Annotated in this window: 28 protein-coding genes; 6 read left to right on the top strand and 22 right to left on the bottom strand. The window is 38.6% G+C overall.

The window, feature by feature from the left end:
• Positions 1–256: 256 nt before the first annotated feature.
• The 4 genes from LKF16_RS10340 to LKF16_RS10325 all read right to left on the bottom strand — a co-directional run bounded on the left by LKF16_RS10340 (position 257) and on the right by LKF16_RS10325 (position 1,922).
• Positions 257–514, bottom strand: coding sequence for a Txe/YoeB family addiction module toxin (locus tag LKF16_RS10340; protein WP_291472288.1), 258 nt, complete (start codon positions 512–514; stop codon positions 257–259).
• 1 nt (position 515) lies between these two features.
• Positions 516–782 carry a type II toxin-antitoxin system Phd/YefM family antitoxin gene (locus LKF16_RS10335; protein WP_291472286.1) on the bottom strand — a complete coding sequence of 89 codons (267 nt, stop codon included), beginning with the start codon at positions 780–782 and terminating at the stop codon, positions 516–518.
• 171 nt (positions 783–953) lie between these two features.
• Positions 954–1,367 carry a hypothetical protein gene (locus tag LKF16_RS10330; RefSeq protein WP_291472285.1) on the bottom strand — a complete coding sequence of 138 codons (414 nt, stop codon included), beginning with the start codon at positions 1,365–1,367 and terminating at the stop codon, positions 954–956.
• A 126-nt stretch (positions 1,368–1,493) separates the two neighbouring features.
• On the bottom strand, positions 1,494–1,922 hold the full coding sequence (locus LKF16_RS10325) for a hypothetical protein (protein WP_291472284.1): 429 nt from the start codon (positions 1,920–1,922) through the stop codon (positions 1,494–1,496).
• 278 nt (positions 1,923–2,200) lie between these two features.
• Here LKF16_RS10325 and LKF16_RS10320 point away from each other — a divergent pair, with 278 nt between their 5' ends.
• Positions 2,201–2,425, top strand: a complete 225-nt coding sequence (locus tag LKF16_RS10320; protein ID WP_291472282.1) for a hypothetical protein — start codon at positions 2,201–2,203, stop codon at positions 2,423–2,425.
• 672 nt (positions 2,426–3,097) lie between these two features.
• Here the strand turns inward: LKF16_RS10320 and LKF16_RS10315 are convergent.
• From LKF16_RS10315 to serC, 13 genes are all read right to left on the bottom strand, one after another.
• The gene (locus LKF16_RS10315) at positions 3,098–4,375 is read right to left on the bottom strand and encodes an FAD-binding oxidoreductase (RefSeq protein ID WP_291472281.1); all 1,278 of its coding nucleotides are present in this window, start codon (positions 4,373–4,375) and stop codon (positions 3,098–3,100) included.
• Positions 4,353–5,153 (bottom strand): FAD:protein FMN transferase, encoded by an 801-nt coding sequence (locus LKF16_RS10310; protein ID WP_291472279.1) that lies wholly within the window; start codon positions 5,151–5,153, stop codon positions 4,353–4,355. The genes LKF16_RS10315 and LKF16_RS10310 overlap by 23 nt, the downstream gene beginning before the upstream one ends.
• A gap of 26 nt (positions 5,154–5,179) precedes the next feature.
• Positions 5,180–5,644, bottom strand: coding sequence for an FMN-binding protein (locus tag LKF16_RS10305; protein ID WP_291472278.1), 465 nt, complete (start codon positions 5,642–5,644; stop codon positions 5,180–5,182).
• Positions 5,645–5,795: 151 nt separating this feature from the next.
• Entirely contained in the window at positions 5,796–6,581 is a 786-nt protein-coding gene (locus LKF16_RS10300) for a hypothetical protein (protein WP_291472277.1), read from the bottom strand.
• Between the two features lie 465 nt (positions 6,582–7,046).
• On the bottom strand, positions 7,047–7,307 hold the full coding sequence (locus tag LKF16_RS10295) for a type II toxin-antitoxin system RelB/DinJ family antitoxin (RefSeq protein WP_291472276.1): 261 nt from the start codon (positions 7,305–7,307) through the stop codon (positions 7,047–7,049).
• A gap of 145 nt (positions 7,308–7,452) precedes the next feature.
• Positions 7,453–8,928 carry an FAD-dependent oxidoreductase gene (locus LKF16_RS10290; RefSeq protein WP_291472274.1) on the bottom strand — a complete coding sequence of 492 codons (1,476 nt, stop codon included), beginning with the start codon at positions 8,926–8,928 and terminating at the stop codon, positions 7,453–7,455.
• Positions 8,929–9,022: 94 nt separating this feature from the next.
• Positions 9,023–9,946 (bottom strand): LysR family transcriptional regulator, encoded by a 924-nt coding sequence (locus LKF16_RS10285; RefSeq protein ID WP_291472272.1) that lies wholly within the window; start codon positions 9,944–9,946, stop codon positions 9,023–9,025.
• A gap of 735 nt (positions 9,947–10,681) precedes the next feature.
• A complete protein-coding gene (locus LKF16_RS10280) occupies positions 10,682–12,055 on the bottom strand; it encodes an NAD(P)/FAD-dependent oxidoreductase (RefSeq protein ID WP_291472270.1) in 1,374 nt (457 codons plus the stop codon).
• A 195-nt stretch (positions 12,056–12,250) separates the two neighbouring features.
• Positions 12,251–15,418, bottom strand: coding sequence for a carbamoyl-phosphate synthase large subunit (gene carB / locus LKF16_RS10275; protein ID WP_291472268.1), 3,168 nt, complete (start codon positions 15,416–15,418; stop codon positions 12,251–12,253).
• A complete protein-coding gene (locus LKF16_RS10270; RefSeq protein WP_291472266.1) occupies positions 15,402–16,499 on the bottom strand; it encodes a carbamoyl phosphate synthase small subunit in 1,098 nt (365 codons plus the stop codon). The genes carB and LKF16_RS10270 overlap by 17 nt, the downstream gene beginning before the upstream one ends.
• Positions 16,500–16,833: 334 nt before the next feature.
• Entirely contained in the window at positions 16,834–17,115 is a 282-nt protein-coding gene (locus LKF16_RS10265) for a LysR family transcriptional regulator (RefSeq protein WP_291472264.1), read from the bottom strand.
• Positions 17,116–17,654: 539 nt separating this feature from the next.
• Positions 17,655–18,824, bottom strand: a complete 1,170-nt coding sequence (locus LKF16_RS10260) for a phosphoglycerate dehydrogenase (RefSeq protein WP_291472262.1) — start codon at positions 18,822–18,824, stop codon at positions 17,655–17,657.
• The gene (serC, locus tag LKF16_RS10255; RefSeq protein ID WP_291472260.1) at positions 18,824–19,909 is read right to left on the bottom strand and encodes a 3-phosphoserine/phosphohydroxythreonine transaminase; all 1,086 of its coding nucleotides are present in this window, start codon (positions 19,907–19,909) and stop codon (positions 18,824–18,826) included. Before serC ends, LKF16_RS10260 begins: the two co-directional genes overlap by 1 nt.
• 346 nt (positions 19,910–20,255) lie before the next feature.
• Here serC and LKF16_RS10250 point away from each other — a divergent pair, with 346 nt between their 5' ends.
• Genes LKF16_RS10250 through LKF16_RS10240 form a run of 3 tightly spaced genes read left to right on the top strand, consistent with a single transcriptional unit; the run spans position 20,256 to position 22,953 of the window.
• Positions 20,256–20,870, top strand: a complete 615-nt coding sequence (locus tag LKF16_RS10250; protein ID WP_291472258.1) for a histidine phosphatase family protein — start codon at positions 20,256–20,258, stop codon at positions 20,868–20,870.
• Positions 20,871–20,886: 16 nt separating this feature from the next.
• Positions 20,887–21,693, top strand: a complete 807-nt coding sequence (proB, locus tag LKF16_RS10245) for a glutamate 5-kinase (RefSeq protein WP_291472257.1) — start codon at positions 20,887–20,889, stop codon at positions 21,691–21,693.
• Between the two features lie 12 nt (positions 21,694–21,705).
• Positions 21,706–22,953 carry a glutamate-5-semialdehyde dehydrogenase gene (locus LKF16_RS10240; protein WP_291472256.1) on the top strand — a complete coding sequence of 416 codons (1,248 nt, stop codon included), beginning with the start codon at positions 21,706–21,708 and terminating at the stop codon, positions 22,951–22,953.
• Between the two features lie 889 nt (positions 22,954–23,842).
• Here the strand turns inward: LKF16_RS10240 and LKF16_RS10235 are convergent.
• The 3 genes from LKF16_RS10235 to LKF16_RS10225 form a co-directional block, all read right to left on the bottom strand.
• Positions 23,843–23,965 (bottom strand): hypothetical protein, encoded by a 123-nt coding sequence (locus LKF16_RS10235; RefSeq protein WP_291472254.1) that lies wholly within the window; start codon positions 23,963–23,965, stop codon positions 23,843–23,845.
• A gap of 49 nt (positions 23,966–24,014) precedes the next feature.
• Positions 24,015–24,137 carry a hypothetical protein gene (locus LKF16_RS10230; RefSeq protein WP_291472252.1) on the bottom strand — a complete coding sequence of 41 codons (123 nt, stop codon included), beginning with the start codon at positions 24,135–24,137 and terminating at the stop codon, positions 24,015–24,017.
• Positions 24,138–24,575: 438 nt separating this feature from the next.
• A complete protein-coding gene (locus tag LKF16_RS10225; protein WP_291472250.1) occupies positions 24,576–24,698 on the bottom strand; it encodes a hypothetical protein in 123 nt (40 codons plus the stop codon).
• A gap of 394 nt (positions 24,699–25,092) precedes the next feature.
• Here LKF16_RS10225 and LKF16_RS10220 point away from each other — a divergent pair, with 394 nt between their 5' ends.
• Both LKF16_RS10220 and LKF16_RS10215 read left to right on the top strand, forming a co-directional pair.
• The gene (locus tag LKF16_RS10220) at positions 25,093–25,221 is read left to right on the top strand and encodes a putative metal homeostasis protein (protein WP_291472248.1); all 129 of its coding nucleotides are present in this window, start codon (positions 25,093–25,095) and stop codon (positions 25,219–25,221) included.
• Positions 25,222–25,255: 34 nt separating this feature from the next.
• Complete coding sequence (locus tag LKF16_RS10215; protein WP_291472246.1) at positions 25,256–26,131, top strand: metal ABC transporter solute-binding protein, Zn/Mn family; 876 nt, start codon at positions 25,256–25,258, stop codon at positions 26,129–26,131.
• Positions 26,132–26,158: 27 nt separating this feature from the next.
• Here LKF16_RS10215 and LKF16_RS10210 read toward each other — a convergent pair whose 3' ends face one another.
• Complete coding sequence (locus LKF16_RS10210) at positions 26,159–26,413, bottom strand: AbrB/MazE/SpoVT family DNA-binding domain-containing protein (RefSeq protein WP_291472244.1); 255 nt, start codon at positions 26,411–26,413, stop codon at positions 26,159–26,161.
• A 100-nt stretch (positions 26,414–26,513) separates the two neighbouring features.
• On the bottom strand, positions 26,514–26,966 hold the full coding sequence (locus LKF16_RS10205; RefSeq protein WP_291472243.1) for a Fur family transcriptional regulator: 453 nt from the start codon (positions 26,964–26,966) through the stop codon (positions 26,514–26,516).
• Positions 26,967–26,987 lie beyond the last annotated feature (21 nt).

Raw genomic sequence — 26,987 nt, 5'->3', positions numbered from 1 at the left:
CCTTTCAATTCATAATTTTCAGAAGTATTCCTTCTCAACTTTTGTAATAGAGGTTCGTGGTAGTCCCTCAACTTACATATCCCGAGGAGTAGAGATTTGTGGTAGGTCTCTACTCTTTTTTTGTGCCCTCATTTAGATTGTTCAAAATTTCATTATCAGATAAAATGATTATCATTTCACAAAAAAACATCCCATCATTGACTGATTCATTTCAGTAATAATGGGATGTTTTTTTACTTGCAGGACTCAATTATTTTCAATAATGATCTCGAGCTGAATATAAATAGACAGTATCGTCCTCAATGCTATAAATTAGACGATGCTCTCCTGTAATTCGTCTCGACCATTTTCCTGTCAATTCATACTTTAATGGTTCTGGCTTTCCTTGTCCTGAAAAAGGGTGTTGTTTGATATCCTTGATTAAACTATTGATTTTACGTATTTTCTTTTTATCTCCCTGCTTAAACCAATACATGTAATCATCCCATGCATCATCTGACCAAAAGAGTCCCATGTCACATCTCCTCAGAATCGATTAAATTATGCTGAGTTCCCTTATTTTTCGAAAATTGTGCATCCCCTCGTCTGATTTTATCCATTAGAGGTGGATTGGAGAGAATTCGCATGGTTTCATTCATTGAATCATAATCATCTTTAGATAATACAACGATATCATTATTACTATCCTTGTTAGTGACAATCAATGGTTCCGAATCATCGTTTACTTGCGTCATGTATTCCTTAAGCTTTTTTCTAAAGTTGGTGTAATTAACTGAGTCCATGATATTATCTCCTTTCACTGTACAGCATATTGTACAGCCTGCAACATGAGAAGTAAATCATTCTTACTTATAAACGTTATATTTGATTTATACTTTTCATTTATCCAAAATGGATACCGAAAAAAAGCATTATCCAGTTGTTTACTTAAACCACTGGATAATGCTTCTCATTTATTTTTGTAAGACTAATTCTAAGCTGTCTTCGGTTCCGTCTGATTTAACGGTTGCCAAGATATCGCCATTCAACTTTTTCTTCAGGTTAGTTAACTTAACTTTTTGATTACCTGAAAATTGTGTCTTTAGCGTGATCGAATGTTGATCATACTTATAAGGCATCTCTGCTGCTGGCAATTTTTTACCATTGTCGCTCAATTGATAAACTGCCTTGCCGTCCTTTTGAAACTTCAACGAAATCCCAGTTGGTTTTGAGTCGGTTGGTTGCTTGAGTGCGTATGTCTTTTCAACGATGTTGATGCGTTTAACTTGATGCAGCGACACTCCCCCAACAATTAATAAAATAAATGCCACAATAATAATTTTCCCATTGCGTGAAAACATGTTCCAACGGTCAATAACTTTTCCCATAATTCCCTCCAAAATAAAAATGCTTTAAAAACCTTATCATTTTGTCGATGAATTTTTGGATTAGAAATCATAGGGATTGTTTACTCGTATTGGAATGGAAACTATTGATATTGTTATATTAGTTGATTATTTCTGTTGAAATTCAACTGGGACTGCCTTTTCATTTTTGAAGTGTAAATTACCACTGATCGTCCCCTTAGATTTCTTCTTGATATCGGTGACTCTGAACAAAGCTCTGGTTTCCGAATACTCTTGTTTCATATTCATATCAATTTCTTTTTGAGTATAACTGTAAGTACTGCCAGTGAATGTATCGCCGGAATCCGTATCTGTCATTTTTAGCTTGCCATCTTTTTCAAATTCCACATCCATTAGTTGATATTTAGAATTAGGATGCGACGGATCAACGGCCTTAATTGCATAGCTCTTTCCAACTGGATTGATCCTCACGCTATGTGCATAGTAAATTCCCCCGATGATGCCTAGTAGCACGATGATGATAATTGCCTTTCCTGCAGTCGAAAATGCGTTCCATCTATTTTTGATATTTTCCAAATTTCTTCCCTCCGAAAACTTGATGATTTCATCTTATAATTGCAAAATGTCCACTTCAATCGATGTACCAGATGTTATACAGCCGGTAATCTACATAACGGCGCGATAATTAATTCATTGAAGCACTTCGTCATTTTTAACTAATTAAAATCTGTTTTTTTGCATACAAGTTGTTTTGTAATCGGAGTATTATGCGATTGAAGAATGGGATTCTGGACGTAAGATTTATCTGACTCTTGCGTTATGGATTTGGTCGCAGGACTACGGAAGGTGATTGCATGCTTAATAAATGGATCGATTACGCAATTCGTCTCATTTTGATTGCATTGGCAATTTACTGGTTCACATTGTTATATAGCGATAGTTCCCTATTAGTTATCCTGGCAATTATTTTGTTGGTCGGGACGACGCTTTATTTAATCACCAAGGAACAAAGTGATCTTTCGGCTAACTTGCGTAATTTAAGACATAAATTCCGCAACGATCTTCACTTTAAAAAATAGATTTCAGGATTAATTTTGGATAGATGGTTGAACCGTTCTATCGATATTATAACTGTGATACTTCTGATTGCTTTAATTATCATAAACGTAAAATTTGGTGCCGGTTCTGGAGCTGCTTTGCTCAGCGATTCGGTCATGGTCTTTCTTCTTATCTCATTCTTCAGCACACGGATCCATCTCTATTTGCACAGACACCATCTAAAAAACGGGTAAGGTCCTCTTGGAGGCGTGAATATGGCTCGTATTTTAGATATAATTTACTGGCTCGTAGTGGGAAGTATCGCCATACTGTCAGTACTTTTGTACTACTACAACAGTAATCTATTCTTGGATTCTTCCCTACTCCTAATCGCAATGATCTTAATACGTGAATATGAGGAGCAAGTAAATGAACGAAAATATTTTAGGCATTAAAAAATACGCATCTAACAAAATTAATTGTTGGATGCGTATTTTTGATTGTGCGTAAGGCTTGCTATAATTTTGCAAAAGCTATCCGGGTGTTAAAAAAGACTAACCGCAAGGGTTAGCCTTCACCTTAAACATGTTGACTTGCGGTAGAGCTCACGAGGCGCGCACCCCGTGGGCTCTTTAAGTCCCCAATAGTATAACACGGAGCACTGCTATTTCCTACGTTCATATTTGCATGCTTAGCCGCTTCTACCACGAAAATTATTCGTAGTAGATTGAACCTGCTGATGCTCCTTGACGTTTCAGCGATTTAGCGTAATGGTGCATCATCGTGCTTGGTCCGCTGATCAGAAAAATCGTGTCCTGTTGCCAATTGTCAGGCAAATCTGAGAAGATCTGGTCATCCTTGTATCGTCCGACTTGCTGATGCATGGTAAAGTTTTTCAATTGACTCCATTGACTGAACTCGTTGGTTGCCAATAAATCAGACGGATTGTGTGCAGTATAGAATACTTGCATCTTGCGATTTAGATTGGCAGCAATCGTCGATAACAGTGGCGTTACGCCGATACCACCAGCCAGAATAACAATGTTGCTGTTCTCGGGTTGTTCTTTTAAAAAGGCTTGATAGCGGCCATAGCCACCGTCGATCAACACTCTAGTGCCTCTTGGTAAGTCTTGGAGCTTTTTCGTGAAGTCACCATCCCCTCGAATCAGGAGGTCGATATTCTCATCAGTATTAGGATTCGTTGCTAATGAGAAGGGATGCATTTCCTTTAATCCTTTGATGTCTGGGAAAGAAATGAAGACGTAGTCTCCAGCCTGCAAATCGATTTTTGCATGGTTAGGCAACTTGATTGCCAACTCGTAAATGTTGTCTGAGATCGGCTGATTTTTTACCAGAGTACCGTTATTGTAGGTTGTCGGTGCAATGAATTTTGCCCATAAATAACTCAGCAAGACTAATCCGCTGACGACGTCGAACAAAACGATAAATGGCTTGATTGCCACGATATAACTGATCAGTTGCACGTGGATGAATACCAAAACTACGGCCACGATGTTCAAGCGGTGGACCCAGACCGACAATTCATGTCTAAAAATAATTTCAAGAGTATGTTTAATTTTTTTCAAAATTGGGATCCGATTCGTCAGCCATCCGGCCATGAAAATCAGCGAATAGATCATCAATCCTAAAAATAAATCGAATGCCCAATCTCCGGTTGTTTTGATCCAGCCAAATGATTGGGTATTTTCTTTGTGCAAAAAGGCGAGGACGATCGCACCGATTGCGAGTATCCCGTGGACCATATACATATCTGGCAGGCCGATCAAGCGGTCAAGCCATTTGGGTTTGGTGCTCAAATAAACGGCAAATAGCATCCAAACATACGCAATTGTTCCATAATAAATAGCCTGGGATTCGCCACTATAAATCGTGGGAAGACCTGCAGAAAGTGTTTGTAAAAATGGCAGTGGCAATAAGAAGATGGCAATTAGCCAAAATAGCCAAAGACTATATCTGTGTTTCTGTAGCATGCTTAATTTTTCCTCCGGCAAATGAAGTTAGACCAGAACGAGTGTCAACTAACATTCCTGTGAGTTTCGATTCACTGATCAAATGTTCGAATTTATCAGTCCCTGCAGCGATACCTGCGGTGGCCCAAACATCAGCTTCCGTCAGGTCGTTAGCCACCATAGTAACTTGTTGAATACTGCTAGGTCGGCGTCTAATGTGTTGTCCACGCTTGTTCATCCCTGAGGTAGCGATAGCACCATTTTGGATGTGATATTCAGCAATGATCCGCTGTAGGTCATTAGGATCTTCAATCCCGACATTCCACACGAATCCACTGTCGACTCGGGCACCCAATTGCATGTCGCCACCACCATTTAAGGAAACGCCAACGATTTTGGGGTCGTCTAAAAGTGGCCGTAAATAAGCATTAAAAAGTGATTGAATTGCCCAGCCTTTAACCAATCCAGTAGGATTGTACCCGCCGTCAAAAAATGGGTCGAAGTATCCATCAGTTAATTCTGTTGCAATCGTACATTGTCCATAGACTGACTGAAATTCATCGTCAAACATGATCGAAGCATTTTGCGTACGCCGATATTCTGAAACTAATGAATCTTCTTGAAATGTCGAGAACTTCTGATTGATTTCGGCCAGTCCAGCATTGATTTTTGCATATGCATCTTGAAATTCTTCGGCAACGATATCATCGTATTCGGTAATGGCAAGTTTAACGGTAAAAGGAATCGTCATCTGATCGATAACCGCATTGGGATATAAAATGGTAGTTTGATTCATCATGATTGCTCAATTCTCCTTTTTAAAAATTAGGCTTGTGCTTGATCTAATGCATTTTGTAGCGAACCAGTGAAACCTTTATAAGTTTCAGTGGCTCCAGAAATCTGTTGGATCTTAGAACTTTGTGCAGTAATAGCTTCAGACTTGTAAGTTGGCAATGCTTGTTCATTGATCTGAACCGATTTATTTTCCGAATCAGGACTTTGCAAAACGTTGATCGTCGCTAACTTTCCATTGGACACTTTAATTTGAACTTGAACGTCGCCCCACTGAGTACTAGTAGCCTCGCCAGTGTATGTCCCATCTTTATATTGACCGTCAGACGTCTTTTTAGTCGTCGTCGAAGTCGATTTTTTCTTAACTGAAGTCGATTTAGTTTTCACTGTGTTATCAGCAGCAGTCTGTTGATTCCCTTTGAAAAAGACGATATAACCGTCAACCGCCATAGCAATCGCCACCGCTACTGATAATGAAGTACCAACAATTTTTCTCATTTTAAATACCCTTTCATTGGTAAAAACAGCGGATATTCATTGCAATTATTGTGACTGAAATGACTTAACCTCTGCTTAAAATTAATAACTAATTAAATTTTTTCTACAAAAAACACCTTCCAGTTTCTGGAAAGTGTTAAAAATCAATCTATTACATTTGTGCTAAGGCAAAATTATCAACTACACCACTGGCGAACATTGTCATTTCGTCTTTGGTGTCGATCATTAATCCGGTCAGTTTTGAATGTTCAATCCAGCCTTCAACCACATCAGTTGAGTCTTGAAGTCCGGAATTTGCCATTACGAAAGCTTCGGTTAAACCTTTAGATAAAATCGTCAATTGTTTGAAATTGTGACGCGCATGATCGGCAGAATTCATGGTAGCGGTAGCTATGGCTCCATTTTGAATGTTGTATTCTGCTAGGATATCACGTGCATCGTCAGGATTAGTAATGCCGATATTCCAGGCAAAATTGCTATCAGTCTTCGTTGCCAACTGCATTTGTTCGTTAGAGCTCAACGAAACTCCGACGATACTAGGATCAACTAACAGTGGCTTGAGATGTTTCTGGAATTCAGTCTCGATCGTCCAGCCGAGCAAAATGTCAGTTGGATCAAATCGGTCATTTTTAAATGCATCGTAGTAGCCATTCGTAGCTATTTTAGCGATGGCACATTGGTTATAAACGCTTTGGAACATTGCATCTTGGAAAAATACTTCGTTATCTCCGCGATGAAATTTTGAAATCAATGAATCAATTTTTAAAGGTGAAAACTTATTATCGATTTCATCTAAATCTTTGGTAACCAAAGCAGTTGTTGTTTCAAGAATATGGTCAATAACAGGACCAGGTTGAGTAACAGCTAGTTTGATCGTAAACGGTTCATTCATTTTATTTATAGTAACTTCAGGGTAGTAAATTTTAGGTTCAATCATAAGCACACCTCTATTTATTGTTTATTTGTAATTTTGTAATACTGTAAGAATTTGAATATTTGAGAAGTTAAATCTTTTGAGAAAAATCCAACGCCTATCAACTCGCTGAATTTTTTAATTTGAGAATGTATTTTGAGAATTTATCTTGAGAATTTGAATTATGAGGAGGTGTAAGGGAAAAAATGTTTATCTATATCTCCCTTACAAGTACACATTATTGCAGGCCGAACTTAAAGGTAACTTAAAAGGAGTTGAAAGAAATGTGAATAGACAAAAAAGAGCGCAAAAAAACATGTTCTGAGGCAAGAACACAAAACAAGCCAATACGGAGTGGCGCGCGTCACGCGCTCGTAGTGTTGGATTGGCTTGTGTGTCCTGCCTCAATGTTTTTTTGCGCGTTTCCACTATAAAGATAGAAGCGACCAACACTGCCTAAAAAAAGACATGCCTAAGCATGTCCCAAAATTACTCACTCTCAATTTCATGTTTCTCAACTTCTGCTGTTCCGTTCTCAAGTTCCATTGCTCTCTTCCGCAACTCTTTCATATTGGCTTCACTGTAAAATGGATCTTTAACTTCAAAAGGTAGTCCACCTTCAGTAATACTACGTTTAAGAAATATGTTGATGGCAGTTGAAAGATTTAAGCCGAGAGAATTGAAGGTGTCAGTTGCTCGTTCTTTATCCTGTTTATTAGTTTTAAAAGAAACTAGTACTTTTTCAGACATTTTATATACTCCTTATATATAAAGTATGTTAATTTTCAAATGCAGTATATATACATCACGCGTGAAAATCAAAGTATATTTTGGATAAAACTAAATTAACAAAAACAGGCTTGTTCCTATTAAATAAGAACAAGTCTGTTTTACTTTAGTTTAGTACTGACGATTTTTTCAAATATTTTGTCACTGTATTTGCACTGTGGCGGCCGGAGTAAAATGCGTAACCACCTTCAGTTCCTGGCATATTTGGTCCGTATGTATCGCCGACCAAGATACCAGCGGCATCGTTTCCGGCAGCGTATAATCCTTCGATCACTTCGCCATCGTCATTCAGAACTCGATTATCAAGGTCAACTTTTAAGCCACCCATGGTACAAAAAGCACCGATACCAAGTTCAAATGCATAATAAGGTCCTTGGTCAACTGCGACCATAAACTTAGGATCCTTGTTGTAGTCTGTATCCTTACCGTTCTTGCAAAGTTCGTTGTAATGGCTGACTTCATCTTCTAATCCAGTCAAGCCAGTTTCTTTGGCAAGCTCAGCAATCGTGTCTGCTTTATGAATAAATGGCAAATTCTTGTCTAATGACTCATCGATTTCTTTTTGTAAACCGTCCAAAGTCTTTTGAGTTGTAAAGTATGTTCCCATGTCTTTGTACAAGCCAACATTCATCAAGTGATCGATAGTTCCTTGGTCGATAATGCTAAAAATTTTATTTTGTGTAAACAATGCATTACCAGCGTGCGAGAAGTTATCAACGACTTCTTCATTAGTAAAGCGTTGGCCATTTTCGTTGACCCACAATAATGATTGTTGAGTCACAGCCCCGTTCATATCTGAAGTTCTGTAAATATATGAAGGGTTAGTTGAGTCTTTAACGTATCCGCCAAAGAGCATTGCCATGCCCATCCGATATTTTTGAGCGCCAACATCCCAAGCTAATTCCAATCCATCACCAGTATTTTTACCAGAGTTAACTGGAATCAATTGTTTAGCGTTGTAGTTGGTGTCTTGGTCGATCAACTTGCTGTTGTTCAAGTAGCCACCAGTTGCGATGATAACAGCTTTAGCATCGATCGTTTCGGTATGTTTATCAGCTTGGTCTTCAATGACTACGCCAGAAATCTTGCCTTCGTCATCTTTGATCAATGACTTAGCGGCAACTGAGGTAACGATCTCAGCTCCAGCTTTGATGGTTTCAGGTTCAATTGCTGTGTGTATTGCTTGTTTACCATTACCTTCCATCAAGTGCCAAGTAACATTCCCAGAACCAAGTCCTTGAACGTCAACATATTTAACGCCCAAGTCTTTGAGCCAGTTGATCATTTCAGCACTGTGGTCGATATATTGTTTCCAGCTATTGGTGTCAGCCTCATAGTGAGAGTATTCGAGTTCTTCATTTAAAACGTCATCCTTAGTTAGTTTAACGTTTTTAGCTTTTTGCATATCTGAGTCGACAGCAAAAATCCCTTCGACCCAGTCGCCACTACCACCAGTGTGACGGCCTTTTTCTAAGACAACTACTGACAGTCCGTTTTTTGCTGCTTGATAGGCAGCCGTGAAGCCTGATGCACCAGCTCCAATAATTACGAGATCATATGATTTATTTTTTGTAAGTGCCATGATAAATCCTCCTGAATTAGTAAAAATATTCACAAGTAGAATGTAACCCCTTTCCACAATTCAGTGAATATACTTTTCAGGTGTCAGCTTTCAACTAAAAGTTGCAACGCCAATGATTCTCTTTATTTTCAAGATAGTTGACCACATAGTCTTTAAACATTTGCTCACCAGCAGTTAATTCTTTACCCTTCACTTGCACAAAATAAATATCGCGTTTTAATTCCGCACCATTTAACTGCTTTTGAACTACCTCGCCTTTTTCAGCCAAATCCTTAAAGTGTGGCAGCGACATCAGATAGTTGGGCACGATCCCGATACCTAAATTGCGACGAGCAAATTCTACAATGAAATCATTATTCGAAGTTTGCAAGGTATGAATTGGAAAAACATGATGCTTAACTAATTCGCTAAGATGTGCGTTAAAAATTTGAAATTCCTTACTCTTAGTTGCCAGAGATTCATGATTTAGGTCTTGAATGTTGACCTTATCACCCACTGCCAAGGGATTTTTGGGCGACATGATTGCACAGTAATAATTAGTGTCGAAATAAATCCCATCAAATTTTTTAAAGTCAATTGGGCCTTCGATAAAGCCAATATTTCCATGACTGATCAAAGCTTTATTGAGCATCGAATCCGGAAATTCAACGAAATTGAGGGTCTTATTATGGTTTTCCAATTGGAAATTATAAAAAAAATCGAATCCCAAATATGATGAAAAGTCATCAGCAATGAACAGATTGATCATCTCTTGATGCAAGTTGTTCTCTGAATCGGCCATCGAGATACTTTGAAAAATCACTCGCAGGTCAGTGGATTTCTCGTACAGCATTCGCGCAGAGGTCGTTGGTTCGATGCCTTGTTTAGTTCGATCGAACAATTGGACGCCTAATTCTGTCTCTAATTTGGTAATCGTTTTTGACACCCCTTGCGGAGACATATAAATTTTGGCAGCCGCCTGCGAAAAAGAATTGCTCTTATAAGTTGTCGTAAATACTTGCAGATCTTTAGTGTTCATAAGATCACTCCATACAAATAATTTTATATATTCAGTATATCCTTATCTGACAACATAATTTGGACAAAACAAAAACCCAACCTTACGGTTGGGCCTTTGCAATCTATCAATTTGTTTGTAAACAATTATCGGGGAAAAATCATTTTCCTGGGTGCCAAATCTTTTGGTCCAATGGTGCTTGACCATTTGGTGCAGGCTTTACTGCTTGATTTAATGCTTGGTGGAATTGGTTTGGAAAGTTATTCATAGTTTGTATCCTTCTTCGTTTTTATTTTTTAAGTTCAGTGGGGACGTTGAATAAATGTCTCTCAAGATAATATTTTGGGTGAGATCTTGTGACACTTATGCTTCATCCAGTTTGGTAAAACTATTTACCTGGGTGCAATAGCTTTTGGTCGATTGGAGCTTGACCGTTTGGAGCTGGCTTTACTGCTTGTTGTAATGCTTCGGGGAATTGGTTTGGAAAGTTATTCATAATGTTTCTCCTTGGTTTGTTTTTTTATGTAATAAGTAAGTTTAATATCATTTTTAGTAGCAAGTGGTTTGTTGTTTCCTCCTTGCTATGTGTTACATTATTGCGTCTGAAGCTTTAAAGTCCCTTAAAATGATGTAGACATTTTGTGAAGATGATGTGAATAAAAAAATCGCCCAATCACATTACGTGATCAGACGATTTAACATCCAAGGAGTTTAGCCCCTTTGGATCAACTCAAATTCAATATGAAATACTTTGCTTTAAAAATCTTTTTCCCCAAGAGCATGTTGTGCAGCAACATTTAAAATGCTCCATTGTCTATCAAATCCTGGTTGGAAGAAGAAGTCTGCTTCGGCTAGATCTTCAACAGTCAGTTTATGCTGGATGGCTAATGCCAAAACGTTGGCTTGTGCAGTAACGTCATATTTTGATAAGACAGCTCCACCTAAAAGAACGTGTGAACTTGGTGCAAAGAATAGTTGAACACATACTTGAGGGTTTTCTTTGCCAGTTGGGATATAAGCTGGTCTTAATTGACCAACATAAAATGATGAATTGATCTTAACGTTCGAACGACCAGCCGTGAAACTGTTGAGACCACTTTGGGCAAAGTGATAATCAAATACGCTCAAAGCTGATGATCCAACTACGCCACCAAATGGAACTGATGGCTGTTTTTCAAACAAGTGCTCAACAACATATCTTGCTTCTCGACGAGCAACTGTTGCCAAGGCGATCGGAACATGATTGTTAGCTGGAATCGAGTATGCCAAAGTAGCATCCCCAACTGCATAAACATCAGGAACATTCGTTTGTAAATATTCGTCAGTCTTGATCCAACCACGATCATCAAGATCTACTGTGCCCTTTAGATAATCGGTATTAGCCTTAACACCGGCAGCTTGGATGACTAAGTCACTAGGATATTCGGCATCAGTAGTTTTAACCGCAGTTACTTTATCAGTACCAACGTATTCAGTGATCTTAGCACTTGTAACTACTTTGACACCTTTTTCTTCGAGCTCTTTAGCTAGAATATCAGTCATCTCAGAATCCAAATAAGTTCCTAATGGACGGTCGATCACATCAATCAAAGTGACGTTCTTACCAGCTTTTCGACTGGCTTCAGCTGCTTCAATACCGATATATCCGGCACCAATAACAGTAATATTTTTGACAGAAGCATCTTCAAGCTTTGCTTTAATACTTGTAGCCCAGTCATATCCACGCATTAAGAAGACATTCTCTAAATCTGCACCTGGGACAGGAAGTGATTTAGGAGTTACACCTGAACTCAAAATCAATTTGTCATATGGATAGTCTTGGTCAGTATTAGATTTGCTATCAACGACTGTGACTGTTTTCTTATCTGTGTTGATCTTTGTCACAACATGATTGTTCAAAATCTCAACGTTTTCATTTTTTGCAAAATCATCAGGACTAAAGTTGCGAACATCATTAACATCGGTAACTTTATCTTCCAGATATAATTCCATTCCACAAGACATGAATGAGACAAAATCGCCAGCCTCAAATAACTTAATATCAACATCATCGTATCGCTTCAACAATTCCAAAATTGATTGATGACCACCGTGTGATGCGCCAATAATTACTACCTTAGTTTTTGACATACAATAACCTCTTTCTGATATATATTTACTAATAACTTCAATATAACACTAATCATTGAATCTTATCAGCTTGTACATTAAGTATATTACATATGTTTGTATGTTCATATGTGCATATTAAATGTTTTTACAAAACCCCCAAATCGATTTGATCTGTAAAAAAAAAGACATCCCATAAATAGGATGCCTTTAACTTTAAATTGAATGAATGTAGAAACTTTGTGCTTCTAACACTTTAAGTGCTGCATCGACTGTATCTAGTGCTGTAAACAGTGGTACTGAATGTTCGGTTGTTACGCCTCTCATTACCTTACCATCTGTCTCGCCAGATTCTTCTTCATCGATAGTATTTACGACTACTTGAACGTGCTTGTCGCCAATTAGCTGCATCATGCCATCAAATGAATCATCGAAACCTTCGACTTCGATACCGTTCTTCTTGAAGAAGTCACCAGTATCGTTTTCGGCTAAGATCTCAAATCCTAGTTCAACGAATCTCTTAGCTAGACCAAGAGATTCTTCCAGATCAGCGTCTTTAACGCTAAAAATAACTTTTCCAGCTGAAGGGATATGCGTCTTAGTTCCTTCAAAGGCCTTGTAAAGTGCTTTTTCATAAGTCTTGTCAGTTCCCATTACTTCACCGGTCGACTTCATTTCAGGTCCTAACAAACTATCAACATCTGCTAGTTTTGAGAATGAGAACACTGGTGCTTTAACGTGGATCAACTTGCTTACTGGAGCAACACCGTTCTTGTAGCCTTGTTCTTTAAGCGTGTGACCTAAGATAACTCTAGTGGCAATCTGTGCCATTGGGATATCAGTTACTTTACTCAAGAAAGGTACTGTACGTGAAGCTCTTGGATTAACTTCGATGACGTAAGCTTGGTCGTTTTGAACAACGAATTGGATATTCATCATACCAAAGCAATTTAAGTCATGAGCTAATTTTTCAGTATACTCAACGATTTGGTCTTGGACGTGCTTAGACAAAGTTTGAACAGGATAAACTGACATTGAGTCTCCTGAGTGAACTCCGGCACGTTCAACGTGTTCCATGATTCCTGGGATCAAGACATCAGTACCATCGCAGATGGCATCAACTTCACATTCCTTGCCAACTAAGTAATGGTCAATCAAAACAGGATGGTCATGAGAAACTTTGACCGCGTTGTGCATGTAGTAATTTAGTTCATCTTTCTTGTTAATGATCTCCATGGCACGACCACCAAGAACATAACTAGGACGAACTAAGACTGGATAGCCGACTTTTTCAGCAATCTTCACGGCTGTACCTTCATCAGAAGCTGTGTCGCCAGTTGGATGAGCAATGTTATTTGCAACGATAACTTTTTCAAACTCATCACGGTCTTCGGCACGGTTAATATCTTCAACGCTAGTACCTAAGACTTTTACGCCATGAGCCAAGAGTGGTTCAGCTAAGTTGATTGCAGTTTGACCACCGAATTGAAGGATAACTCCTTCTGGTTTTTCTAGTTCGATGACGTTTAAAACATCTTCAAGCGTTAATGGTTCAAAGTACAATTTGTCAGAAATCGAGAAATCAGTTGAAACTGTTTCAGGATTACTGTTCATAACGATAGCTTCGTAACCAGCTTTTTGAATAGCCTTAACTGAATGTACTGTGGCGTAATCGAATTCGACACCTTGTCCGATTCTGATTGGGCCTGAACCGATAACTAAGATCGATGGCTTCTTGTCAACGATGCTTTCGTTTTCGAATTCATAAGTACTATAGAAGTAAGGCGTTTGCGAATCGAACTCGCCAGCACAAGTATCAACCATCTTATAAACTGGTCTCATATCATTGTCTTCACGCAATTTTTGAACTGAGTCAATGTCGACGTTCCAGATCTTAGCAATAGATTTGTCGGCAAAACCGTTCTTTTTAGCATTCAACAATACATCTAAATCTTGTGGATTGTCGCGAAGTTCACGCTCGATTTCAACAATATGAAGCAATTTATCTAAGTAGAACAAATTGATCTTAGTCATGTCAGCGATTTTTTCAATCTTATAGCCACGACGAATTGCTTCTGCTAGATAAAATAGACGGTCATCTTGAGCATGAACTAAGCCATGATCAAGTTCTTCATCAGAAATCTCATGTAGTTCTGGCTTGTCGAGTGACACTAGGCCGATTTCTAGTGAACGAACAGCTTTTAAAGTAGCTTCTTCGATATTTCTACCGATAGCCATAACTTCACCAGTTGCCTTCATTTGTGTTCCTAAAGTTCTGTCAGCGTGCGTGAACTTGTCGAATGGCCAACGTGGGATCTTGCAGACAACGTAGTCCAAAGCTGGTTCAAATTCAGCATAAGTTGTTCCGGTAACAGGGTTGATGATCTCATCAAGAGTTTGACCGACAGCAATCTTAGCAGCAACTTTAGCGATTGGATAACCTGTAGCTTTAGAAGCTAAGGCACTAGAACGTGAAACACGAGGGTTAACTTCGATCACGAAGTACTTGAAACTGTTAGGATCCAAAGCTAATTGAACGTTACAGCCACCTTCGATTTTCAAAGCACGGATGATCTTTAAGGAAACATCACGTAACATTTGAACCTCACGGTCAGACAAAGTTTGCACTGGCGCATAAACGATCGAGTCACCAGTATGGATACCAACGGGATCAAAGTTTTCCATGTTGCAGACTACCATTGCGTTGTCTGATGCATCACGCATAACTTCAAACTCGATTTCTTTGTATCCGGCAATACTTTGTTCCAACATACATTGAGTCACTGGCGAAAGACTAAGTCCGTTTTGCAAAATCTCACGGAGTTCCTTTTCATCGTTAGCGATACCGCCACCAGTTCCACCCATGGTGAAAGCTGGACGAACAATGATCGGATAGCCGATACGGTTAGCAGCAGCGACTCCTTCTTCTTCTTCATGAACGATGGCAGATTCTGGAACTGGTTCACCTAAATCATTCATTAAAGCACGGAATTTTTCACGGTCTTCGGCTTGATCGATTGCTGACATCTTAGTACCAAGTAGTTCGATGTCGAGTTCTTTCAAAATGCCTGAATCGTCTAATTCCTTTGCCATATTAAGACCTTGTTGACCACCTAATGTAGGTAGGATGGCGTCAGGTCTTTCTTTACGTAAAATTTTTGATACGAATTCATATGTGATTGGTTCGATATAAACTTTATCGGCGATCTCAGTATCAGTCATGATCGTAGCTGGGTTTGAGTTGACCAAAACTACTTGGTAACCTAATTCCTTCAAAGCTAGACATGCTTGAGTTCCTGAATAGTCAAATTCAGCAGCTTGGCCAATGATAATTGGACCAGAACCGATCACCATAATTTTTGAAATATCAGTTCTTTTGGCCATTTGTGATTGTCCCCTTCGCTTTATTTTCATCGATCAACTTCATGAATCTATCAAATAAATAATCTGCATCGTGAGGACCAGGAGCAGCATCCGGGTGATATTGCACAGAAAAGGCCGGATAGATCTTATGTCTCAATCCTTCAACAGTATTATCGTTGATTTCTTCATGAGTTACTTCCAAATCTGTACCATCAAGTGAGTTACGATCAACAGCATACCCATGATTTTGAGATGTAAAATCGATTCGACCAGTAGTTAAGTCTCTGACAGGATGATTAAAACCACGATGTCCGAATTTCATTTTAAAGGTATCAGCGCCATTTGCTAAAGCAAACAGTTGATGACCCATACAGATTCCAAATAGTGGTACATGTTTTTCAACTTCGCGGATCATATCTAAAGTAGCTGGTACGCTCTTTGGATTACCGGGTCCATTAGTCAACATAACGCCATCTGGATCTTGTTCGAGAACTTGTTCAGCAGTTGCGTCAGCAGGCAAGACCATTAAGTTGCAATGTCTGTCAGCTAATTCTCTTAAAATAGAATGTTTGAGACCATAATCGATCAAGACAACTTTTCTACCGTGTGTAGGTACTGGGTATGCACTTTTGGTAGTACTTTGTGCAATTTGATTAGTTGGTAATTCAGTGTTCTGGAGATCTTTCACTGTGTTCTCAGTTACTTCGTCAACAATAGTTGCCTTCAAAGCACCTTTAGCACGAATGTGTCGCGTTACCGCACGAGTGTCAACACCTTGAATTCCAGGGATGCCGCTCTCTTTTAAATATTCGTCCAGTGATAAGTCCATTCTCCAGTTGTTAGCTCGTCGGGCCAGTTCATGTACTACTACACCTTTACAAGTTGGAGTAATTGATTCATAGTCATCGCGGTTAATACCGTAATTTCCTATTAGTGGGAAAGTAAACATTAAGATCTCGCCATTATATGACTGATCTGTTATTGATTCTTGATAGCCGGACATACCGGTACTGAAAACTAACTCGCCCACTGCGGTAGCTTCTGCGCCGAATGCTTGTCCTGGATAAATATTGCCATCTTCTAATACCAAGTAACGCTTCATTATTCCGCCCCTTTCGTTGATAAACTGACCTGTTCAAAAGCTAAAGAAGGCAAAAAAAATATACCTCGATGCTTTTGTAAGTTAACAACAACACTTCAATTTAGAATGAATACGAACAATGCCCGCATCAATCCCATTTTTGTTTCGTGATTGTATTAAATTGTACAACTACTGAAGAAACATTGAAATAGTTTTGTGAAATTAGATTAAAAAAATTTTTAATATTTATTAATAAAAAAAGAGAGTCGATACGTACTGTATCAACCCTCATAATTTTTTAAATATGATTTTCTAATATTTTATAGCGATTTATTTATGAATAATACCGCAAAAATCATTCTTTCTTATTATACTCAGGGTCATCCATATCACGAGCAATGTCGATCCCATATAAATCATTGACCGCAGCATCTTTATCAGCAGGATGGACCACCAAAATAGTCGTTGCACCCTTAGAACTAACGTAGCCAACAAAAGTCGTGACCTCTTCAACCAAATAAGGCAAACCATCAGAGTGAACAATATACTCCCCAGCAACAGGCATACTCTCCAAGAAGACCTTGTTCATTCGGATATAATCATCGCCATCATGTAAAACAACTAAAACTTTGTACATAGGATTACCCTTTCTAACTGCCAGAGGTTAGCCAAGCCAACATCACGACAGAAGCACGCATCCGCAGAAAACGTACATTAATTAATTAAACCAAGTATACCAACAATTGAAAAAATTACACAAACGGACACTTTGTTTAAGAGGAATCAAAGTCAGAGGATGCTTTTGAACTCACAAAAGTGGAGCGCAAACACTGCATACTTTTCCTTTGAACTCATAAAAGTAATGCGCATAAACAGCATACTTATCCTTTGAACGAAAATGACACTAAACTTCAATAGAAAAAATCCAGCTGTTTATTATATAGGAACCACTAACCTAGACGGAGGACGGAAATCGCGTGGGGACCAAATGCTGAAATCATCCTTAGCAATTTATTGCTTAGGATGAGGCCAAGCTTTAAGACAAGCCGTCACGCAGTGACACTTGGCTTAAAGTTGTGCCCAGCATGTCACGGATCCCCGAAAGCGATTTTCGTCCGGAGTCGGTCTCCAGCACCAGCAAAGGTCTTATGAACTTGAACTTAAACTTGCACTTTCTTATTGATGTTCAATAATCCTAACACGATAGACTTCTTTAATAGCGTTCAGTGCCTCCACCAAATCACGCCCCTCATCACCATCGATAGAATTAACATCCACAACTGTATAAGCAGTTTTTTCCTTAGCAGCATTGGCCATATTTTCAATATTGATATCACGTTCAGCCATCGCCGTAGCAATTTGTCCAACCATATTAGGCACGTTTTGATGAATTACTGTCACACGATAAGGAGCTTCAAACGGCACCGTCATATTAGGCAAGTTGACCGAATTTTTAGTATCCCCTGACTTCAAATAATTCATCACAGTATTAGCGCCTTGCACAGCCCCATTTGATTCAGCTTCCAAAGTTGAACCACCAATATGAGGCGTGATCGTAACGTTAGGTTGGTCAGCAATTACAGGCTCACCAAAATCAGTACAATAATGAGCAATTTTTCCAGATTTGACCGCTTCGACCACAGCCTTATTGTCTGCAATTCCAATTCTTGAATAGTTGAACAAGACTGCCTTATCCTTCATCGCAGTGATCTCAGTCGTACTAAACAAGCCAACCGTCTCATCGTTCTTTGGCACGTGGATCGTCACGAAGTCGGCATTTTTAACCGCACGACGAATCGAGCCAGCACGCTTGACCTTGTTGTCGATTCTCCAAGCAGCATTAGCTGACAAGTATGGATCGTAACCGACAACCTTCATCCCTAATGCCAAAGCAGCATTAGCAACACGTGAGCCAACGTTTCCTAAGCCGATAACAGCCAATCTCTTGCCCGCCAATTCAGTTCCGTTAAACTTCGTCTTATCTTTTTCAGTACGTTGTGAAATATCCGCCTCAGTATGTTGATTTGAATAAGCATTCGCTGCAAAAAGGTTTCTAGCAGTCGCAATCATCAATGCGATGATCAATTCCTTGACCGCATTTGCGTTGCTTCCTGGAGTATTAAAGACAGCGATACCTTTTTCAGTGGCACGTTTTAGCGGTACGTTGTTGTAGCCCACGCCACAGCGGACGATTGTCTTCAAGCTTTCTGGAAATTCGGCTGCTAGCAAATTGACCGAACGGATCAAATAAGCATCTGGGTCCTCGCTTTGGTTGATCTTAAAATTATCGTCAAAAGTTTCCAAACCAGTTTTTGCAATTGCATTAAAAGTTTTTACTTGAAACATTATTGAACTCCCCCATTATTTTTCTCAAAGTTATTTAAAAAGTCGACTAATTTTTCAACGCCCTCATAAGGCATTGCATTGTATAAACTGGCACGCATGCCACCAACAGAACGATGACCTTTAATATTGAGCAAGCCTTGTTCAGTTGCTTCACTGATCAGTTTTGCGTCAAGATCTTTATTGCCAGTCACGAACGGTACGTTGACCAGCGAACGGTCAGCTTTGACAACTGGAGCCGTAAACATCTTCGACTCATCTAAAAAGTCGTACAGCAAGTTTGATTTTTTCCGGTTGCGTCTTTCCATTTCTGCAACTCCGCCTTGTTCTTTGAGCCATTTCAAAACTAGACCAGCGGCATAGATGGCGAAAACTGGTGGCGTATTGAACATCGAATTCTTTTTAGCAAAAAGCTCGTAATCTAACATACTTGGTAAATTTTGAGCTTTGCCGATCAAGTCATTTCTGACGATCACGATGGTCAATCCGGCAATGCCAAGGTTCTTCTGAGCTCCAGCCATAATAGCACCGAAGTCTTTAACGTTATATTGTTGACCCATGAAGTTTGACGACATGTCGCCGACTAATTCTGTGTCTCCAGTATCAGGAAGCTTCGTATAGGCTGTTCCTTCAATCGTGTTATTAGTACAAATGTGTACGTAGTCGTAAGTATTTTGTTTTAAGTCCGGCATTTCTGGCAAGTGCGTGTACTTATCATCTTTAGTAGAAGCTAAAACGTCGACTTTGACATTAACTCGACTAGCTTCATCACCCGCACGATCAGCCCAGTGGCCACTGTCGAGCAATCCGATGCGATGATATTTGGTTGCTAAATTTAATGGTGCTGCGGTGAACTGCAAAGTCCCTCCACCTTGAAAAAACAGCACGCTGTAATTGTCTGGAATTTGCAGCAAGTCACGGAGGTCTTGTTGTGCTTGATTGATAATATCGTCAAAAAGCGCAGAACGATGGGAGATCTCCATTACACTCATTCCAGAATTTTTATATGAAGGTAAATCTGCTTTGATTTGTACTATGACTGGATCTGGCATAGTTGCTGGACCAGCTGAAAAATTATAAATTGTCATCATTCCACTCCCTATTTTTTTTGACATCAACCAACGACAATCAGCGATGTCGAGATAAAAAAATCCTCACAGACAGATTCTGTGAGGACGACTAGTCAATTATTAGAAACCTCACAGATAAGATTGTCCATCATACATGAGGTTTAACGCTACGTTAATAAGCCTACATGTATATACGTGTAGACAAGGAGGACACTGTTAGGCTAAAATTGTTTTTATTAAACATATTAAAAAACCTCCAATTAACTTAAAATCACTGTAACAATTAGAAATTAAATTGTCAACTAGCTATACAATCATATTCAGTGCATAATTAAGTTAATACATAGAGGAAGAAGGAGAATACATGACTGAATTTTATTTGATCAGACATGGCCAAACAAGTGCAAATGCCCTAGGACTCAAGCAAGGCGTGATCAACACGGACATTACCCACTTGAACGATGTCGGACAACAACAAGCCCAAAACTTAGCTGATAATTTTGATATAAGTTTCGCTGACAGGATCATTTGCAGCCCGCTTGACCGGACTCGCAAAACTGCCGCAACGCTAAATGCCCAACATCATCTCCCGATCACCTATGATGATAGGTTGTTAGAAATTTCTTACGGTCAGTGGGACGGCAAGAAAAACTCCGAACTACGTGAAGATTATCCTGACGTTTTTAACGACTATCTAAACGATGTTTTGCCAACCTATGTCAAATACGCCACTGAGGGTGAAAGGTTTGAAGATGTGATCGACCGAGCACGAGATTTTCGGATCGAAATGACTAAGAAATATCCTTCTGAAAAAATCATCGTTGTCACACACGGTTTTACAGTTAAAGCCTTTGCCCTAGACGTCCTTCGACCCAGTGATTTAATGAGCCTTCCTGAACCAAGAAACACTAGTGTTACCAAACTTGTTTCCTTAAATGAAGATGAAACTTATTTGGAATACTACAATCAATTTTTTTAAATAAGGACATTAAATCATGCAAAACAAACGAGAAATTCACGCAGATCGAATCGTAATCAAAATTGGAACCAGCACCTTGATCCACAACAATAGTCAACCTAATATGCACGTCATCGAACGACTAGCTTACGTCTTAAGTAGCTTGAAAAAAGCCGGCAAAGAAGTAGTTTTAGTTTCATCTGGTGCCATCGGCGTCGGTATGGGAGTTTTAGGACTCAAAGAACGACCATTTAAAATTTCAAAGCAACAGGCTGTTTCGTCTGTTGGTCAAACTGAACTGATCCAATTGTACAATCAAGCACTCCACAAAAACGATATGGTAGCCGCACAAATGTTGCTAACTCGAGACATTACTGACTACCCTGAAAGTCACACGAATGTGATGAACACCTTTCAGGAATTGTTAGAAATTCCAAACGCAATTCCGATCATTAACGAAAATGATTCAATAACTGTCTCAGAAATGGACCACCATACTAAATTTGGCGATAACGACCAATTGTCAGCCATCGTCGCTAACTTAATCAACGCTGATCTTTTGATCATGCTGTCTGATATCGACGGATTTTATAATGGCAATCCAAAAAAAGAATCCACGGTCAAATACGACACTGTCCACGCTATCAACGAAGAGATCATTGGCGCTGCTGGCGGACATGGCAGTAAGTACGGAACTGGCGGTATGACTACAAAATTAAAAGCTGCTAAGTTGATCTTGAAGCATCATCAACAAATGATCTTGGCAGATGGTAAAGAACCTGACATCGTCTTAAATATCCTGGCAGGCGATAACGTCGGGACGCTTTTCTCTGAAACTAATTAAGGAGGAACTGTTATGACTGATTTAAATCAAATGGGTAAAGCCGCTCAAAAGGCTGAGTTCGGACTCGGACAACTGGGTACTTTACAAAAAAATAAAGCCTTAGTTAAAATGGCAGACGACCTTGAAAAAAATTCTGCAGCGATCTTGGCTGCGAACGCTAAGGACTTAGCCAATGCCAAAGCAAACGATATGACTCAAGCAATGCAAGATAGATTATTGCTTGATGACGACCGTATCAAAGGGATGGCAGATGGCCTACGCGAAATTGCTGATCTAGAAGATCCTATTGGCAAAATCGATCGAGGCTGGACGACTGAAGATGGTTTAGACATCGTTCAAGAACGAGTTCCCCTAGGTGTGATTGGAATAATCTTTGAAGCTCGCCCTAACGTGACAGTTGATGCAGCGGGATTATGTTTTAAATCCGGAAACGCAGCTTTTTTACGAGGTGGTAAAGAAGCTATTAATTCCAACATTGCCCTATCAGATACTTTACGAGCATCACTACGGGAATCCGGACTAGACGAAAATGCCGTTCAATTAGTTCATGACACTAGTCACGAAGTTGCCCAAGAGATGATGGAGTTAAGCGAATACTTAGACGTTTTGATTCCACGTGGAAGTGGACGATTCATTAAAATGGTCGTCAACAAAGCTAAGGTCCCAATCATTGAGACCGGTGCCGGTAACTGCCACATCTACGTTGATGAATTTGCTGACCTGGATAAGGCACTCAAGATCATCATCAATGCTAAAGTCCAACGTCCTTCTGTCTGCAACGCAGCTGAAAAAGTTATCGTTCATCAAAGCGTTGCAGCAACATTCTTACCAACCTTAGTTAAAGAATTGCGGAAACATAATGTTGAAATCCGTGGCGATCAAGAAACACAAGATCTCATAGACAACGTTATACCCGCCACAGAAGAAGATTGGTCAACTGAGTATAATGACTATATTATTGCAATAAAAGTCGTCTCAGACCTTGATAGTGCCATTAAGCACATTAATAAATACAATACGCAACATAGTGAAGCTATCATTACCGATAACTATCAAAATAGTCGTCAATTCCAGAAGCAAATTGATGCCGCCGTTGTTTACGTCAATGCTTCAACTCGTTTCACCGATGGCAACAAATTCGGATTTGGAGCTGAAATTGGGATCAGTACTCAAAAGCTCCACGCTAGAGGACCAATGGGTGCTAACGAACTAACCACAACCAAGTATTTAGTAAACGGAAATGGTCAAATAAGAGAATAGAAGTCAAAAAAAGAGATCAACTCGAAATGGTTGATCTCTTTTTTTACAATACAAGTAGCAACTGCCAATTACGTTAAATACCGAGGACTAGTTGTCCTCCATTTAGTCCGCATACCAGTAGTCGTATTTATATTGAACCAATAGTTATTTACTCGTGTTCACTTAACTCAATTATCTCATCGTAGAACGTATGTACAGGTATGTCTAATTTCTGATTCAATAGAAACACTTCCTGTTGCGTAAAACCTAACCCCTTAATTTTACGGTACACAGTCGAAATGGAAACGTTTAATGCATCCGCAATAGCTTTTTGTCTGATTTTATGAACAACAAGGTATGAAACTAACCCAGAATTCGTCAACAATCTCATCACTCCGCTTTATTAAATTTTTGCGAACTTATTTTTCCAAATATAAACTTGACTATTAAATTGTATTATCCAAAAATCATTACCTCAATAGCTTACGCAGAAATACGTCACATAAGATGTGTTAAACGTAAATTTGACCTAATAGGCAATAAAATCAATTATTTTGGAGTAAAGATTGATGAATAATCATCAATTTATCAATCATCTGTAGACTAAATTTTGTATTATATAATTTCATAAATGGTATTCATTTTGGTTATTGATAACCAATCTCACAATTTAATTATAAATGGAACAAGCAAAAAATAAACCAAAACGGTTTTCAAAATACAGCGGATCTAGTCTAAAGAGCGTTATTTTATTTGAAATTTGATACACATTTTATTTAACAATTGATACGGTACTTTGTGAAGTCTATTCATGGCACACACTATACGTTATATAACGGTAAAATAATTGTCAATTAATAAGCTGTTTTTTGCATAAAAAAAGAGTAACCGAAGTTACTCTTCCTAATTCCTAACGAGGCATTGGTTTCAATGCTTTATCGATAAAAGGTTTTAATGGTTCTGGTTGGCCTAATGGCTTTGGTTCTGCAGCTTTTTGGACTGCGTCATGAAAATCATTTGGAAAATTGTTCATAATTTGTTTCCTCACTTATTATTTAGTTATTAACATTTAGGGATTTATCTTAACGAGGCATTGGTTTCAATACTTTGTCGATAAAATGCTTCAATGGTGCGGGATGTACCATTGGCTTTGGTTGTGCAGCTTCTTGAACTGCATCATGAAAATCATTTGGGAAATTGTTCATAATCGTGTTACCTCTTTCAAATCAGTTTATTCTAATTGTGGCTTTGATGCGGAACGCGATCATTGATGCGTGGAGTGCTAGGCACTCTAGTTTGAAACGTGCTAATTATTGCTGAAGTCTACTGTGTAGATCACTCCGACTTCACTCGTATTAATTAGGCACTCTGTTCTGAAACGTGCTAATTAACATTGAAGTCTACTGCATAAGCTAGTCCAACACTGCACCGGTCTTACGGACCGCCTCCGTATTGGCCTATCTTATGCTCCGACTTCAGACCATGTTAATTAGGCACTCTAGTTTTTATTAGAAACGAGTAACGTTGTCGAAGAATTGACCAACAGCTTGTACATCGTTAGCTGCTGTATGGATACCTGTTGAAACGCCTGCGCGTAATGAGTTTAAAATGATCATAGTTATTTACCTCTTATAGTTTTTAATTTAATTGATTTTTATTTTTAAACGTGTAACGTTATCAAACAATTGACCAACAGCTTGTACATCATTAGCTGCTGTATGGATGCCTGTGCTTACACCGGCACGTACTGAGTTAAGAATAATCATATTCAAAGCACCTCCTTGACTTGGTATTCGTTCATCCAGAAATGCGGTATAAATTTTTCAAGATCAGCTCTTGCCAATTTATACTAAATTTCTTCGGCTCCTTATCTGAAGCTTGTTACTTGGTCAAAGAATTGGCCTACAGCATTAATGTCGTTACCAAAGGTACGGATACCTGTGCCAACAGCTGCTCTTACTGAATTAAGAATAATCATATTAGCTACCTCCTTTATGTATTCCATAATCGCTTTGGTAGCTTAAAGAAGTCTTAAATATAAACGATATTTTGTTTTTGTAATATTACAAAATATGTAAAAATCATTAGAGTTGTCTTTTCGTTTAAACGGTGTATACTCTTAATAGTAACAATTACTATTAAAGAAAAAGAGGTATCGCTATGAGTGAAAAAGTAGATCTTGCTAGTGCTAATCGCCGTATTCACAGCACAAACATCAAAACTAGACGGCGTGCTTTAAAGATTATTAAAGAGGCTAAACGTACTTTGGCAGTTAGAAAAGCCAACTAACAGCTGAATTAAAAATTTTTAGAGGGACGGTTTTATGAAACGTAAACGATATATTTTCGGGATATTACTACTATCTTTATTACTATTAGTCGGTTGTAGCAAACAGTCGACTGAGAAAAAGATTTTAACTACGACTAATACTTACTATGAACCTGTCAAAAGTATTGTTGGCAACAAGTACAAGGTACAATCGATCGTCAAATCAGTTAATGTTGATCCGCACAGTTATACACCCACAGCTGATGTTTCACAAAAAGTTGCCAAAGCTCCATTGATCATTTCCAATGGTATTGGCTATGACGACTGGATCAACAAACTTGCTGAAGCTAATAATAAGCAAGACTCAGTAATCAATTTCGGTTCTGATGTTTTGCATTATAAAGACGGAGCTAATGAACACTTATGGTTCAGTGTCTCCCATATGAAGCTATTGACAAAGACCTTATATGAAAGAGTTTCAGAATCTGATAATTTAAATAAAAAGTACTATAAGAATAATTATCATAAATATAATCAAAAATTAGACAAGTTGATCGATAAAGAATCTCAGATCAAAAAGGATTTAAATGGAAAAAATGCTTACGTTACGGAGCCACTGCCAGATTATTTATTAAAGGATCTCGGCGTGACTGTCAAAGATAACCATTTTGCAAAATCGATTGAAGATGGAACTGATCCTTCGATCAAGGACATCAAAGATATTCAAAATGGTTTGAAAAATCATCAAGTTGATTTCTTAGTCGTAAATAAACAAGTTCACAGCAGCATCGTAAATAAAATCAAACAAACAGCTAAAGATAATGATGTTCCGATCATTTATCTGACAGAGACGTTACCAAGCAACTTAGGCTATTATGAGTGGATGAATCAGACACTTGATCAATTTGCTAAGGTTGCTAATAAGGGGTAGGACAATTGTCCTACCCCTTTTTTGTGGTTAAATAATCTCATTTCCTAGCGGTTTACCAAAACTGAATTCATCAACCCGTTTTTCGTCAATTAGGCAACCAAACCTTCTCATTAATCTCGACTTTTCATCTGCCTTTTTCAAAATCAATGAATTGTCTTTTACTTCCACAGTAACGCATTGATGCTCAATATCATCGATCCCAATTTGTGCCAACATTTCATTAGATAACTCAATTCCTTGAGAATTTCCCCACGGTTTAATTTGAATCTCTTTGATAGTCATCTGAACATCCCTCCAATTTACTGACTTTAATTTATACCCAGACAACTTTTAAAACCATGATTTTTATAAAAAAAGAGTCACTAACTAATAGCGACTCTTTCTATTTATCGGTATTCAATTTTTTAACGCACTCATCGCACAATCCCATAACTTCGTAATGCTGCTTTTCAATTTGGAAATTAGGTATCTTCTTCTTTACGTCATCGATCGATGGTTGGTCAAGTTCAACGACCTTACCACAATTCTCGCAGATGAAGTGACTGTGATTGATATTGTTAAAATCGCATTGGTACTTGGCTCTGAGTCCATTATTGAACATGCGTGTTTCAACGACGTGTAATTCCTCAAGCATTTCAACATTGCGGTAGACAGTTTCATAACTCATCCGACTGAATTCTTGTCGCAACTTATGGTCGATCTCCGTGATTGGCACATAGTAGTCGCGTTTGTTGAACAAGTAATCCAGCATGCTTGTCCGTTGTTTGGTGATCCGGACGTTATCATTTTTGAGCAATTCGATTGCCTCATCGTAAGTTTCGGTAGTCTGAGTCATGATGCAAAATCTCCTTTTCAT

This window comes from Companilactobacillus sp. (assembly GCF_022484265.1).
Taxonomy (GTDB): domain Bacteria; phylum Bacillota; class Bacilli; order Lactobacillales; family Lactobacillaceae; genus Companilactobacillus.
This window is presented reverse-complemented; position numbering and strand designations above follow the sequence as displayed.

Coding starts and splice junctions, on each gene's coding strand:
- LKF16_RS10340 (WP_291472288.1), bottom strand. CDS start 514: ATGGGACTCTTTTGGTCAGATGATGCATGGGATGATTACATGTATTGG.
- LKF16_RS10335 (WP_291472286.1), bottom strand. CDS start 782: ATGGACTCAGTTAATTACACCAACTTTAGAAAAAAGCTTAAGGAATAC.
- LKF16_RS10330 (WP_291472285.1), bottom strand. CDS start 1,367: ATGGGAAAAGTTATTGACCGTTGGAACATGTTTTCACGCAATGGGAAA.
- LKF16_RS10320 (WP_291472282.1), top strand. CDS start 2,201: ATGCTTAATAAATGGATCGATTACGCAATTCGTCTCATTTTGATTGCA.
- LKF16_RS10315 (WP_291472281.1), bottom strand. CDS start 4,375: ATGCTACAGAAACACAGATATAGTCTTTGGCTATTTTGGCTAATTGCC.
- LKF16_RS10310 (WP_291472279.1), bottom strand. CDS start 5,153: ATGATGAATCAAACTACCATTTTATATCCCAATGCGGTTATCGATCAG.
- LKF16_RS10305 (WP_291472278.1), bottom strand. CDS start 5,644: ATGAGAAAAATTGTTGGTACTTCATTATCAGTAGCGGTGGCGATTGCT.
- LKF16_RS10300 (WP_291472277.1), bottom strand. CDS start 6,581: ATGATTGAACCTAAAATTTACTACCCTGAAGTTACTATAAATAAAATG.
- LKF16_RS10295 (WP_291472276.1), bottom strand. CDS start 7,307: ATGTCTGAAAAAGTACTAGTTTCTTTTAAAACTAATAAACAGGATAAA.
- LKF16_RS10290 (WP_291472274.1), bottom strand. CDS start 8,928: ATGGCACTTACAAAAAATAAATCATATGATCTCGTAATTATTGGAGCT.
- LKF16_RS10285 (WP_291472272.1), bottom strand. CDS start 9,946: ATGAACACTAAAGATCTGCAAGTATTTACGACAACTTATAAGAGCAAT.
- LKF16_RS10280 (WP_291472270.1), bottom strand. CDS start 12,055: ATGTCAAAAACTAAGGTAGTAATTATTGGCGCATCACACGGTGGTCAT.
- carB (WP_291472268.1), bottom strand. CDS start 15,418: ATGGCCAAAAGAACTGATATTTCAAAAATTATGGTGATCGGTTCTGGT.
- LKF16_RS10270 (WP_291472266.1), bottom strand. CDS start 16,499: ATGAAGCGTTACTTGGTATTAGAAGATGGCAATATTTATCCAGGACAA.
- LKF16_RS10265 (WP_291472264.1), bottom strand. CDS start 17,115: ATGTACAAAGTTTTAGTTGTTTTACATGATGGCGATGATTATATCCGA.
- LKF16_RS10260 (WP_291472262.1), bottom strand. CDS start 18,824: ATGTTTCAAGTAAAAACTTTTAATGCAATTGCAAAAACTGGTTTGGAA.
- serC (WP_291472260.1), bottom strand. CDS start 19,909: ATGACAATTTATAATTTTTCAGCTGGTCCAGCAACTATGCCAGATCCA.
- LKF16_RS10250 (WP_291472258.1), top strand. CDS start 20,256: ATGACTGAATTTTATTTGATCAGACATGGCCAAACAAGTGCAAATGCC.
- proB (WP_291472257.1), top strand. CDS start 20,887: ATGCAAAACAAACGAGAAATTCACGCAGATCGAATCGTAATCAAAATT.
- LKF16_RS10240 (WP_291472256.1), top strand. CDS start 21,706: ATGACTGATTTAAATCAAATGGGTAAAGCCGCTCAAAAGGCTGAGTTC.
- LKF16_RS10235 (WP_291472254.1), bottom strand. CDS start 23,965: ATGAACAATTTTCCAAATGATTTTCATGACGCAGTCCAAAAAGCTGCA.
- LKF16_RS10230 (WP_291472252.1), bottom strand. CDS start 24,137: ATGAACAATTTCCCAAATGATTTTCATGATGCAGTTCAAGAAGCTGCA.
- LKF16_RS10225 (WP_291472250.1), bottom strand. CDS start 24,698: ATGATTATTCTTAACTCAGTACGTGCCGGTGTAAGCACAGGCATCCAT.
- LKF16_RS10220 (WP_291472248.1), top strand. CDS start 25,093: ATGAGTGAAAAAGTAGATCTTGCTAGTGCTAATCGCCGTATTCACAGC.
- LKF16_RS10215 (WP_291472246.1), top strand. CDS start 25,256: ATGAAACGTAAACGATATATTTTCGGGATATTACTACTATCTTTATTA.
- LKF16_RS10210 (WP_291472244.1), bottom strand. CDS start 26,413: ATGACTATCAAAGAGATTCAAATTAAACCGTGGGGAAATTCTCAAGGA.
- LKF16_RS10205 (WP_291472243.1), bottom strand. CDS start 26,966: ATGACTCAGACTACCGAAACTTACGATGAGGCAATCGAATTGCTCAAA.